8 protein-coding genes are annotated in these 13,860 nt (G+C 41.2%); all 8 read left to right on the top strand.

All coding sequences use genetic code 11. From position 1 onward, the window contains the following. The first annotated feature begins 13 nt into the window (after window positions 1–13). The 8 genes from EWM59_RS01265 to EWM59_RS01230 all read left to right on the top strand — a co-directional run bounded on the left by EWM59_RS01265 (window position 14) and on the right by EWM59_RS01230 (window position 13,846). Window positions 14–1,513 carry an FGGY family carbohydrate kinase gene (locus tag EWM59_RS01265; RefSeq protein ID WP_130019130.1) on the top strand — a complete coding sequence of 500 codons (1,500 nt, stop codon included), beginning with the start codon at window positions 14–16 and terminating at the stop codon, window positions 1,511–1,513. Window positions 1,514–1,992: 479 nt separating this feature from the next. Further along, window positions 1,993–5,085, top strand: coding sequence for a SusC/RagA family TonB-linked outer membrane protein (locus EWM59_RS01260; RefSeq protein WP_130019129.1), 3,093 nt, complete (start codon window positions 1,993–1,995; stop codon window positions 5,083–5,085). A gap of 23 nt (window positions 5,086–5,108) precedes the next feature. Further along, the gene (locus EWM59_RS01255) at window positions 5,109–6,614 is read left to right on the top strand and encodes a RagB/SusD family nutrient uptake outer membrane protein (protein WP_130019128.1); all 1,506 of its coding nucleotides are present in this window, start codon (window positions 5,109–5,111) and stop codon (window positions 6,612–6,614) included. 195 nt (window positions 6,615–6,809) lie between these two features. Further along, a complete protein-coding gene (locus EWM59_RS01250) occupies window positions 6,810–9,500 on the top strand; it encodes a c-type cytochrome (RefSeq protein ID WP_130019127.1) in 2,691 nt (896 codons plus the stop codon). 78 nt (window positions 9,501–9,578) lie between these two features. Then, entirely contained in the window at window positions 9,579–10,352 is a 774-nt protein-coding gene (locus EWM59_RS01245; protein ID WP_130019126.1) for a 3-keto-disaccharide hydrolase, read from the top strand. Window positions 10,353–10,491: 139 nt separating this feature from the next. Then, on the top strand, window positions 10,492–11,541 hold the full coding sequence (locus EWM59_RS01240; RefSeq protein ID WP_130019125.1) for an aldose 1-epimerase family protein: 1,050 nt from the start codon (window positions 10,492–10,494) through the stop codon (window positions 11,539–11,541). 31 nt (window positions 11,542–11,572) lie between these two features. Next, complete coding sequence (locus EWM59_RS01235) at window positions 11,573–12,781, top strand: hypothetical protein (RefSeq protein WP_374755932.1); 1,209 nt, start codon at window positions 11,573–11,575, stop codon at window positions 12,779–12,781. 33 nt (window positions 12,782–12,814) lie between these two features. After that, entirely contained in the window at window positions 12,815–13,846 is a 1,032-nt protein-coding gene (locus EWM59_RS01230; protein ID WP_130019124.1) for a sugar phosphate isomerase/epimerase family protein, read from the top strand. Window positions 13,847–13,860: the final 14 nt, after the last annotated feature.

Genomic DNA, 13,860 nt, shown 5'->3' with positions numbered 1-13,860 from the left:
TTCAACGCTACAAATGTTTGTTCTCGCCATAGACCAGGGTACAAGTAGTACCAAATCTATTATTTTTGATAAAGCAGGCAATCCCGTTGCCAAAGGTCATGCCGATTTGCATACCGATTATTTCGACAATGGTTTTGTAGAACAAAATCCCGAAGAAATTTATCAGAATGTTTTAGCCTCTGTAAAACTATGCCTGACAGATTTTGTAGCCAAAGGATACAGGATTGCTGAGATTGCTTCTTGTGGCATCAGTAACCAGCGAGAGACTTTCGTTCTCTGGGATAAATCAGGTGTGGCTCTTTCACCTGCTGTAGTATGGGCGTGCAAGCGGTCTGTTGACATTTGCCAAAAGTTAAAAGCCCAAAATCAGGAGACTTTGATTAAAGAAAGAACCGGACTAATTATTGACCCTTATTTTTCTGGCACAAAGTTATTATGGTTAATTGAAAATGATAGCGTATTAAAAGATAAACTAACTAAGGGCGAAGTGTATTTTGGTACAGTTGATTGCTGGTTATTATTCAAATTAACTAAAGGACAATCGTTTAAAACCGATTATACCAATGCCCACCGCACACTTCTTTTCAATATCAATACGCTTACGTGGGATAAAGAAATTTTACAACTCTGGGGACTGGAAAAACTAAACCTGCCTGAAGTATGCCCATCTTCCTATGATTTTGGAGAATGGAATTTAGATTTTATATGCAACGATTCTCTAAACTCATCATTAAAGATTCATGCACTGATTGGTGATTCTCATGCGGCTACTTTTGGGGAAGGATGCTTTGAAAAAGGCACAGCCAAAGTAACCTTAGGAACAGGTAGCTCAATTATGATGAATATTGGGGATAAACCTGTAATTTCTTCAAACGGAATGTTGACAACCATTTGCTGGAGTACTGAAAACCGGGTGGATTATGCACTTGAAGGGGCCATTGTAGCCTGTGGCTCAACCATAGAATGGCTGAAGAATGAACTTAACCTGTTTCAGCATTCTTCCGAAACAGAGGCTATGGCTAATGCCGTTGCCGACAATGCTGGTGTGTATCTGATACCCGCCTTTAGTGGTTTGGGTGGCCCGCATTGGCAAATGAACCGACGGGCTTCTATTGAGGGAATGACTTTTGGCACAAGTAAAAACCATATTGTAAGAGCGGCTTTAGAGAGTATCGCCTATCAGATTAAAGATGTGATTGATGCCATGAGTCAGGATATGGGTGCAGCCTTACAGGCTATTTCTGTCAATGGAGGTATTACCCGCAACCAGTTTGTAATTCGGTTTTTAGTTGACTTACTGGGCATATCTCTCAAAAAACAATCGAATGCTGATATTTCGGCATTGGGGGCAGCTTACCTTGCCGGATTGAAAAGTGAGGTATATGAGAGTATTGAGCAATTAAAAAAAATGAATCAGGCAAAGACAGAAGAAATACAGCCGGATTTATCAAATACAAAAATACATACTGCTTATGCAGGCTGGAAATCTTTAATAGCAGCCTATAAAAATTAGGCAAGAAAATAAGAGTTGTTTATTTATCGAAACAACCAACTATTGCTTAAAAAACAGAACGCTACGCTAAGCTTCTGACCTACCTTACTATCTTATATCAATCATTTTTTACTTTGCTTAATAGCCATAAGCTTATCTAATAAAATATCCTCTAACAACCGAAGATTTATTACCATTTCAACTAATTATATCCATTTACAGGCACTAATACTGTTTCTGGTGTCTAATGCTACCTGAACTCGCCACATCTCTTCTACGCTTTTATCCTGATTTATCTTAAAATTTTTTTGCCAAACCTCTCCATTGAGCAAAATAAGAATTATAGCAATATTTCAATATAGAATATAATTTTTATTACCGAAAACAGAAGAGTACAGGACGCTCTAAGGATAAAAAGTAAATAATTTTATAAAAAACATGAATTATCCGTGTCTTTTTAACCAATATCTACTTTTATTCACCCTAAATCAGGCGTATTTATGAAATCAAAATTTACTATTCATTTGAATAGGGTTTATGCAATGGGGGGCACCTTTTTGCTGATTCTATTCTGCTCTTCCTTTGCTTTTTCGCAAATCAAAGGTACCATTACAGGTTCTGACGGTGCAACCTTAGTTGGTGTAAACGTTTCTATTAAAGGAACAAACCGAGGTACTCAGACCGGAGCAGATGGTACTTATAAAATTGATGCTGCGAAAGGTTCAGTTTTAGTTTATAGTTTTGTTGGTTTTACAGCCAAAGAAGTAACAGTAGGTGACCAGACTGAAATCAATGTAACCTTAGAACTCGACGAAAAATTATTGGGAGAAGTCGTTGTAGTAGGTTATGGTAGTCAGTTAAAAAAGAATGTAACAGGCGCAGTACAAACTGTTGGTGCAAAAGAAATAAAAGATATTCCGGTATCGCAAATCGGACAAAAGCTTCAAGGCCAATTAGCCGGGGTACAAATTAACCAGACCACCGGAAAGCCCGGACAAGGAATGAGTATCCGTATCCGTGGACAATTATCAGTTTCGGCTGGTAGCGACCCCCTATATGTCATTGACGGTTTCCCCATTACGGGAGATATTGGTGCTATGAACCCTGATGAAATTGAAGATATTTCTATTCTGAAAGATGCTTCTTCTACTTCCTTATATGGTTCAAGAGCCGCTAATGGTGTGGTCTTGATTACCACTAAAAAAGGTAAATCAGCAGGCACAACTGTATCTTTTAATACTTTTGCCGGTATTCAGCAGGTGCCGATGAGAGGACGTATTAAAATGTTGAATGCAGAAGAATTTGCCCAATTCAAAAAGGAGTCTTACGAAGATGCAGGGCAGGCTGTTCCTGTTGAATTCCAGAACCCTTCACAATACAGAGATAAAAACAATGACTGGTACGACGCTTTAATAAGAGATGCTCCTGTACAAAGTTATAACCTGACAGTTACGACCAACAGAGAAAAAGCAAGAACTTCGTTTGTAGGCGGTGTTTTCAATCAGGAAGGGGTTGTGCTGAATAATACCTACAAAAGATATTCATTGAGAATGAACTCTGAATATGATATTTCTGATAAGGTAACCCTTGGTTTTAATGTTGCCCCACAATATGTATTTGATAATACACCAAGAACTGACGGCGACAGAGGGACAGGTATTTTGTTTAACGCCTTGCATACATGGCCTATTATGCCCATTTATGAGGCAGATGGCAAAACGCTGACCTTATTCAACAGATTCCCGGCCAGTACCGGAAATATCTTTGCGTATCCGAACTGGGTAAGAGCAGCAGAAGAACTGGTAAATGAAACTACAACTACCAATATAATCGCTAATGCTTACATCCAATACAGACCAATCAAAGATCTGGTTTTGAAATCTACTTTCAATATTGAAATGTTGCGTTCTAAGTTTTTCTTCTTTAATCCATCAACTGCTACCAGTGCCATCAACGTGGCCATTCCGACTACAGCAGTTTCAATACGCCAGAATTTTGAAAACCTGACATGGCTGAACGAAAACCTCGCTACCTATACCAAGTCGATAAACGACCATAATTTTGAGCTTTTGGCAGGGTTTTCTCAACAACGTTTCCAACAGGAAGGAACACGTATCCAGGCAGATACTTATGCTGACGACCGGCTTCCAACAATTCAGGGAGCCATCAATATCAACCGTGGAGGTACACAAAGCCAGGTACAGGAATGGGCCTTAACTTCTGTACTTTCAAGGTTAACGTATAACTACAAAGGTAAGTACTTATTAACGGCTGCTGTACGCCGTGATGGTTCTTCGCGTTTTGGTGCAGACAATCGTTGGGGTACCTTCCCTTCTGTTTCGTTGGGTTGGGTTCTTTCAGACGAATCCTTCATCAAATCAATGCCTAAAATATCATTTGCGAAATTAAGAGCAAGTTATGGCGTTATTGGTAATAACAATATTGGTAACTACACCCCTTATGCCTTGATTAACAATACTGTGAATGCTGTTTTTGGTAACACCGTAGCTCCGGGTGCTGTGGTAACCTCTTTAGCAAACAGCCGTCTGGGTTGGGAAACAACCAAACAATTAGACCTTGGTTTAGATTTGGGCTTGTTCAACGACCGCATCACGTTTGTTTATGATTATTATACCAAACGTACTACTAACCTATTATATAGCGTACAGATTGCTCAGGAAGCCGGATTTACCAACTTCAACGATAATATAGGAGAAATCAAATTCTGGGGGCATGAATTTGCTTTGAATACCAGAAATACAACCGGAAAATTCAAATGGAGTACCAATGCAAACATTTCAATCAACCGTAACAAAGTAATTGCGTTGGCTGATGGTATCGACCGTGTGTATGGTACATTCCATATTACTCAAGTGGGTAAACCATTCGGTCAGTTCTACGGACATATCTCTCAGGGTATGTATCTGAATGCTGAAGATTTGAAAAACTCTCCACAAGTACCTGGCCGTTCGGTGGTTGGTAGTATCAAATTGACTGACCAGAATGGTGATGGTATCATTACCAACGGTGGTGATTTTGACGACAGAGTAATTATGGGTAATCCATTCCCTAAATTCACTTATGGTATTGTTAATAACTTCTCTTATGGTAACTGGGATGCCAGTATCGTTGGTTCGGGTTCACAAGGCAACCAGTTATTAGTTCGCCACATTTATAGTACTGCCAATCTTGATGGCGTATTCAACCTGGTGGAAGGCGTGAAATATCGTTTCCGTTCAGAATCAAATCCGGGCAAAGGGATGTATGGAACTACCGTTGGTGGTGGTAACGTAACAGGTATTGAAAGAGACTGGATGAACAGCCGTTTTGTTGCTGATGCCTCATTCTTTACTATTAAAAACGTAACCATTGGTTATACCATTCCAAGAGCCAATAAAGTATTCAGATCGGCCCGTATTTATACATCTATTCAACAATTGTATGTATTTACCAAATACTGGGGTGGACCAAATCCTGAAACATCGGCACAAGGTGATGGAAATGGGAATGGTGGAAACCTGAGCCAGGGTATCGACTTCTCGAACTACCCGGTTCCAAGAACTTTCACACTTGGTATAAACCTAAACTTTTAATAACCTAAAACATCCATAAGACAATGAAAAAGACACTCATAACAGCACTATTTATGTTTTTGGGGTTATCAAGTTGCAAAGACTTTTTGACGGTTGTCCCAGAAACTAACTTGAGTACAGCCATATTCTTTACCAAAGAAGCAGACTTCCAGCAAGCGGTTAATGCGGCCTATGTACCTTTACGCCCAATTACCAATGACCGCGCATGGCTTTTAGGCGAAATGCACTCAGATAATGCGTATTATTATAGAAATATACTTTTTGGTGCTACCGAACAACAAGAAGATATTGCAGACTTTGCCGTACCAACGGCCAATGGTGTTACTTCAAATGTCCATGTACTGAATCAGTATCGGCTGGATTATCAGATAATTGGCCGTTGCAATCAGGTTTTAGCTGCCATTGACAAAGTTGAATTTGGTGCAGAATCTAAAAACAACCTGAAAGGGCAAGCGCAGTTTTTAAGAGCCTATGCCTATTTTGAGCTGGTGCGTTATTTTGGCAAAGTACCTATGCACCTTACGCCGGTAACGAATCGCCAGGAAGCAGCCATCGCATTATCAGAGGTTGAGGCGATTTATACGCAGATTATTAAAGATGCAACAGCCGCTATAACAGGGCTTTTACCAAAATCAAAACAGGAACCCGGCAGGGTAACCTCAGGAACAGCAAGAATGTTGCTGGCAAATGTATATATGGTAAGAAAGAACTGGGGAGAAGCAGAAAAGCTACTGAAAGAAATTGTAGCAAGTGGTGAGTACAAACTAATGCCTGATTTCAACGATGCTTTTTCGACCAATACCGGAAATAAAAACAACATAGAGTCTATGTTTGAAGTACAGTATCAGGAAGGTGCATCAGGCTTTAATGGGGCCATTATTTATAACTACCTGCCTCGTCCGATGAGTCCGGAAGAATTAAAGCCTATTACAGGTACCTCTAACCCTCAGCCATTGACAGGTGAAGGAAACGGAGCGCCAACCCCTGATTTAATCAACTCTTTTGAAGCGGGCGATAAAAGAAAAGACGCAACTATAGCTTATGTTACCATTGCCGGAAGTCTGCGAGCTAATAAAGTTTTCCCTTATAACAAAAAATTTGCAAAAACACACTCTTTGCATGGCAATACAGGCAATAACTTCCCGATTTATCGCTATGCAGAAGCACTTCTGTTCTTAGCAGAAGCGTTGATGGAGCAAGGGAAAACCGCAGAAGCACTGCCATACCTTAATCAGGTACGCACACGTGCAGGTTTGCCTGATGCCACAACAACTGCCCAGGCAGACCTAAGAAAACAGATATATCAGGATCGCAGAAGTGAGTTGGCATTTGAAAACAAACGCTGGTTCGATTTGGTACGCACAGGTACAGCTGTTGAGGTGATTACGGCTTATGGGCAGAAAGTGAAAGCCAATCCGGTAGAATATTATTATCCGGAAGGTGCCACCGTACGCAGCCATGCTTTTTCTAATATCAGTTTATTGTATGGCCTACCAGCTGATGAAGCAGCATTATCACCGCATTTTTGATTTAAGTAACAGTTCATTTAAACACTGCATAAGTAGAAAATAAATATGTAATTTAGGGTAAATAGGGGTATTAAGCTTTTGCTTAGATATTCGTTTGAGCATCATTAATACCTCATATTTTTCTTACATCTGTTTTCTTCTTCCCTTATGCAGTGCTTATAAAACCCTCCATTTACGCCTTAACTTATTACAATCATGTTATCCAATCAACGAACACTCCAACTTTCGGTCGGAATCTTAGCTTTAGTATCCGCAGCGTCGTTTACGTTGCTGAAAAACCCGCCACCGCCTGTATCAGACAATGATGACCCGAAAATTAAAAAACTAAAGCTATCAGAAGGTTTTTCAGCGCAGCATCTTTATAGTCCTTCAGAAAACAATCAGGGGTCCTGGGTTTCTATGACTTTCGATGATAAAGGCCGTATGATTGCTTCTGACCAATATGGCAAATTATTTCGTGTAAAAATTCCTGCTATTGGCTCTACTGCAAAAGTTGAAGTTGAAAAATTGCAGATTGGTATTGCGCCAAATATTGATACTACAGGTATGGGGTATGCACATGGGCTGTTATATGCCTTTAATAGCCTTTATGTAATGATTAATAACAGTAAAAATAATAAGATTTTCCCTCGTAAAAGTGGGCTTTACCGCTTACAGGATACCAACAACGACGACCAGTTTGATAAAATCACACTCCTGAAAGAAATGAACGGTGATGGCGAACACGGCCCTCACAGCATTATTTATTCTCCTGATAAACAATCTTTATATGTGATTTCAGGAAACCATACTGATGTACCTCCGATGGACTCTTATCGCTTACCATCAAACTGGAAAGAGGACAATTTATTTCCATTGATAAAAGACCCTCGCGGGCACGCCAACGACCGCATGGCGCCCGGTGGGTGGATTGCACATACCGACCCTGAAGGAAAAAACTGGGAGTTGGTAAGTGCCGGGTATCGGAATGCCTTTGATATGGCCTTTGATGCAAACGGCGATTTGTTTGTGTATGATGCAGACATGGAATGGGATTTTGGTTTGCCTTGGTATCGGCCAACCCGTATCTGCCATGCTACGAGTGCCAGTGAGTTTGGCTGGAGAACCGGAAACAGTAAATGGTCTCCGACTTTCGCAGATAATTTACCTCCGGTTATCAACATTGGTCAGGGTTCCCCTACCAACTTATTACATCTGAAAGATGCAAAATTCCCGGCTAAATATAAAAATACGCTATTGGCCTTCGACTGGAGTTTTGGTATTATGCACGCTATTAACCTGAAACCTTCCGGCTCATCTTTTACAGCTACCAGAGAAGAATTTTTGTCAGGTCTGCCATTGCCTTTGACCGATGGAGCAATAGGTCCTGATGGTGCCTTGTATTTCCTGTCAGGTGGTCGTAGGTTAGAGTCAGATTTATATCGTGTTTACTATACAGGTACAGAAAGCACAGCTCCGGTTACCGCAGCACCTATTAATGCAGCCAATACTTTAAGAAGAAACTTAGAGAAATTTCATGTGGGAGGACCAAATAAAGAAGCGGTTGCTACAGCCTGGCCTCAATTGAAAAGCCCGGATAGATTTATCCGCTATGCTGCCCGTTTAGCCATAGAGCAACAACCAGTAGCCGAATGGCAGGATTTAGCTCTGAAAGAAAAAGACCCGGTTGCCTCAACACAGGCATTGATTTCATTGATACGTATGGGTAAAGGCGATAAGCAAAATGAGATTCTGAATGCCTTGTTGGCCATCAATATAAAATCTTTGAACGAAGCCCAACAATTAGATGTATATCGTGCTTTTGAACTTGCCTTTTTAAGAATGGGTCAGCCAGATGCTACAACCAAGCCAAAAGTAGTGGCTTATCTGAACCCGCTTTATCCGGCAAATACGGCACAATTAAACCGTTCATTAAGCAAACTTCTGCATTACTTAGACGAGCCAAGTGCTATCAGGAAAACATTGGCTTTGATGACGGTGAAAGAGGAGCCGGGTACCAATGCCTTGATGCAGGAAACAGCCACCGCTTCGAGCGATTTGATTCTGAGAAGTTCACAATACGGGGGTGATATTGCTGCCATGTTAGCAAATGTTCCGCCTGCACAGCACACCTATTATGCCAATGTGCTAACGATGGCCAAAACAGGTTGGACACCCGCAGAGCAGGATACCTACTTCAAATGGTTCAGCAATGCTTTTAATTATAAAGGTGGGCGCAGCTACGTTGGTTTTATAGACAGGTCTCGTAAACTGGCTTTGAAAAATGTACCTGATGCTAAGAAAGACTATTTTGATAAACTTTCTGGCGCAGAAATGCTGAGTAAATCGGGTAATGATTTAATAACGGCAGCTACGCCAAAAGGGCCTGGCCGCTTTTGGAACTTACGAAATGGGCTACCAATTCTGGAACAGGGTTTAACCGGACGCAATTTTGAGCAAGGCAAAGCCATGTTTGCAGCTACTACCTGTAAAGCATGCCATACCATGAAAGGCGAAGGTGGCTCGACCGGACCAGACCTGACGCAATTAGGAACCAGATTCTCGGCAAAAGATATGCTCGAAGCCATTGTTGACCCGAACAAGGCTGTATCTGACCAGTATGCTGCTACGCAGTTCAGTCTGAAAAATGGTGGTTCAATTGTTGGCCGCCTGGTGAATGAAGATAAAACTGCCTTTTATGTTTCTCAGAACCCTTATTCGCCTGAAACCCTTGAAAAAGTATTGAAAAAGAATGTGGTTTCTCAAAAACCGTCTAATGTTTCAATTATGTTTCAGGGGCTAATTAATAGCCTGAATGAGGAAGAATTTAAAGACCTGATGGCTTATCTGATGGCAGGAGGCAACGAAAGTAATGCCATGTTTACGAAAGCTGAAGTAAAAAAATAACATTTGAGGCAATAAGCGTGGCATACTACGTAAACAAGTGTGTCACGCTTTAACTTTCCTGAAAAACAAAATAATACAATGAAAACAAAAAAAATTTCAAAACTCAGTCAAGTAGTTTTACTTTTCATTATCTTGCTAACGGGTTGTAAAGTATCAAATTCGAACCAGAGTGAAAAAGGTTTTAAATCTATTTTCGATGGAAAAACGCTTAATGGCTGGGAAGGAGATACCAAATACTGGCGTGTAGAAAATGGCAATCTGGTAGGCGAAATTACCCCAGAAACCTTATTGAAAACCAATTCATTTATCACATGGTTAGGTGGAGAGCCAGCCGATTTTGAACTGAAAGGTGAATTTAATATCACTGAAAAAGGCAATTCGGGTATTAACTATCGCAGTGTAAAACTAACTGATGTACCTTATGCTTTAAGAGGCTATCAGGCTGATATTGACGGTGCCAATCGTTACACAGGCCAGAACTATGAAGAACGTGGGCGCACTACCTTAGCCTATCGTGGAGAAATTGCCACCATTAACCCTCAATCGGGCGATTGGAAACCGGAAGATGTAAGAGCAAAAGTGCAGAAAAATGCGTGGACTGAAAGAAAAGTTACCGGAAGTCTGGGAGAAAACGAAGCGTTGAAAACAAAAATCAAAAGTCAGGATTGGAATACGTTTCATCTAATTATCAAAGGGAATCGTTTACAACACTATATCAACGATGTTTTGATGAGTGATGTAACCGATGAAGATCTGGTAAACGGAAAATCAAAAGGACTTTTAGGCGTGCAGGTACATGTAGGCCCTCCTATGAAAGTTCAATACCGTAATCTAAGATTGAAACAATTATAATTTTTCAATAAAACCTGCCCCAGCGTATGAAAGATTCATGATAATTTATATCAGGCAGGTAATATATTTAAAGCTAAGAATAGTCAATTATCTAATGCCCGAATGATGTTTGACAGGCATCAAATAAAGTATCAGAAGTATGAATGAAGAAAAAAAAGTAGAAGCCTCACTATCTGGTTGGAAAGATAAAATTTCAAATCCGGCTCAACTTGGTGGTATAGAAACCTCTATTTTAGATAATGGATTAGGGCGTGGAAACAGAATTGCCTGGATAAATACAGGAACAGGATTAAGATACAAAGTTATTCTTGACAGAGGAATGGACATTGCTGATGCCTTCTATAACCAATATAGTCTGGCATGGTTGAGTCACGGAGGGTTTACCTCTCCTCAGCCACAATCTGACAAAGGCATTGACTGGCTCAGAACCTTTGGCGGAGGGCTGCTTACTACCTGCGGTCTTTCACACGTAGGTGGTCCTGAAAAAGATGAATTTGGTGAAAGAGGTATTCACGGACAAATATCCAATACGCCTGCCGAAATTGAGTCAATTATTCAGCCTGACCCTCTTGCCGGAAAAATGGACATGAGTATTACCGGAGTCATCAAAGAAACCAGGGTTTTCGGGCCAAGTTTAGAACTAAGAAGAACCATTTCCGGAAAATTGGGTGAATCTATTATCAGAATTCATGACGAAGTAATCAACCGTGGCAATACCCCCACCCCATTGATGGTACTCTATCATTTCAATTTCGGTTATCCGATGGTTGATGAAGGTACAGAGATTTTATGGGAGGGCAAATGGCAACCCCGCTTTGGCAGTGAAAATGCCAGAATCTTCAAAGCAGGAAACGATTTCAAGAAATGTCCTGCGCCAATAGACGACCATCTGGGTACTGGCGAAGAAGTTGCGTTTATTGACCCTACAGCCAATGAAGCAGGTCAATGCAGCTGCGGATTATACAATGCTAAAATCGGTTTGAAAGTTGAAATCAATTTCAATAAAAACGAATTGCCACATCTGATAAACTGGCAGCACTGGGGCAAAAACGAGTATGTAACAGGCATAGAACCTGCTACCAATCCGCCGATAGGGCAAGCACAGGCAAGAGCCAACCAAGAGCTTATGTTTCTGAATCCTTACGAAACCCGCAATTTCGATTTAGAAATCAAGGCATTAGAAATTTAAACCTACAAAATACATTCAACCCCAAAATTACATGATGTCAAATTTAAGTTTAGCACAAAAAGCATTAGAACAAGGAAAAGGTATTTTACGATTAGCTCCGACTTGGGTTCCTCGTTCATTTTGTGTTCCCGGACGAAGAATCAAATTACACCCTGATGATTATTACGTATTAGGTGGCGTACGTGGCGGTATTGATGAGCGTTGGCTTTCGTCAACCACACCTGCTAAAAACGGCCCATTGACAGGAGAAAATGAGGGATTGAGCTTTATCGTTTTAAATGAAGGCGAAAGAGTATTACTCAAAGACGCCATTGATGAAATGGGTGCAGAGATAATCGGAAGCCGCCTTTGGGATGAATATAAAAGCTGGCCGATGTACTCAAAATTCTTTGATAATATGGGGCCACTGCCGCACCATATTCATCATAACGACGAAGAAGCTGCCAAAATCGGACAATTAGGAAAACCTGAAGCTTACTACTTTCCTCCGCAATTAAACAATCATGGCGGCGATTTTCCATATACATTTTTTGGGATTGCCCCGGGTACCACCAAAGAGCAAATCAAAGAATGTCTGATGAATTTCACGAAGGGAGATAACAAAATAACTATGTACTCTCAGGCTTTCCCTTTGATTCCGGGTACTGGCTGGGATGTACCTCCGGGCATGTTGCATGCACCGGGCAGTATGTGTACCTATGAGCCACAAAAAGCATCAGATGTATTCGCCATGTATCAGTCTCTGGTAAATGAAGCCATCATTCCCGAAGAATTATTATGGAATGGTACTCCACCAGACCAGATTGGTAATTATGACCAGCTGATGGGTGTGATTGATTGGGAATTGAATACAAATCCAAATCTTTTAGAAACCCGTTTCATGGCACCAAAACCTGTAAAAGACGTAGCCGAAATGGAAGCAGAAGGTTATAGCGAGAGCTGGGTCTGCTATCGTTCAGAAGCCTTTTCTGCCAAAGAATTAACCATTCTTCCGGGCCAGACCGTAACCATTAAAGACAGTGCTGCTTACGGTATTATTATGATGCAAGGGCATGGGAAAATGGGTGTATGGGATATTGAAACACCCTCATTAATTCGTTACGGACAACTGACAAATGATGAGTTTTTTATTACAGAAAAAGCAGCAATGGAAGGTGTAAAAATAACCAATCATTCTTCTTGCGACCCAATTGTGATGCTTAAACACTTTGGGCCAAACAACCCTGATTTAGTATTGTAAAACAGCAATCATTCAATCTCAAAATCTATATAAATAATGGAAAATAATTATCCCAAACTCCATAACGCTACCTGGCCGGGTATTGTAGGAAAAGGGCCGGATTCAGAGCCACCCATTTCGTTGGATGCGATGCTCGAAATGACAGCAGCAGCTGAAGTAGATGGCGTAAAATTCGATGGTGTTGATTTAGGCCTTTTCGACCCTCATTATGATTTAGATACATCAGATGATGGCGTAAAAAGATTAGCCGATAAAGTTGCCAAATACAATCTTGAAATAGGAAGTCTGGTTGCGCCAATATGGGGTGGCCCGGCTATGGGGTCTGTCGATGAGCGCAAGCAGTTTGTAGAAATGGTGCGTAAATCTTGCGAAATCGGTCAGAAACTACGTGCTATGGGCATTCGTCCGCATGGGATTGTCAGAATCGATTCTGCCAGTAGCGTAGGCAATTGGGCTGCTGACCCGGTTCGTAATTCAAAACTGATTGCTGATACGTTCAGAGAGGCTTGCGATGTGGCAGCCGATTATGGCGAAAAATTAGCCGCAGAAGGTGAAATCTGCTGGGGTGGTATGCACTCATGGACAGCCATGCTTGACACCCTCGAAGCAGTTGACCGTCCGAATATTGGTTTCCAGGCCGATATGTCGCATACAACTTTGTACCTGTTAGGTTACAATGCCCCTGAAGCCCGTATTTTACCGGAAGATTTTCAGTGGGGCGATAGAGAAACTTTCCTTGCAGGACTAAAAAAACTGACACATGCGCTTCGTCCGTGGACGATTGACTTCCATGTAGCACAGAATGATGGAACCGTTCATGGCACAGGTTCACACGATAAAACAGGTCGCCACTGTCAGGCAACAGACCCCAATGGTAAATTAGACATTACCCATGATGCAGGCTATTGGCTACGTGATGACTCCGGCGTGCTTACCAAGGCATTCAAACACATTTGTTGGGATGGATGTATGTTTGCCAACGACGTGATGACCCAGCAAAAAACATGGAACGATATTCTGGCTGCGATGATAAAAGTTCGTCAGGCACATGGATGGGTGGAATAAATAAAACCAAATAA

Source organism: Emticicia agri (genome assembly GCF_004168285.1).
GTDB lineage: Bacteria > Bacteroidota > Bacteroidia > Cytophagales > Spirosomataceae > Emticicia > Emticicia agri.
The sequence above is the reverse complement of the archived record's forward strand: the minus strand, read 5'-3'. Positions and strand labels throughout refer to the sequence as shown.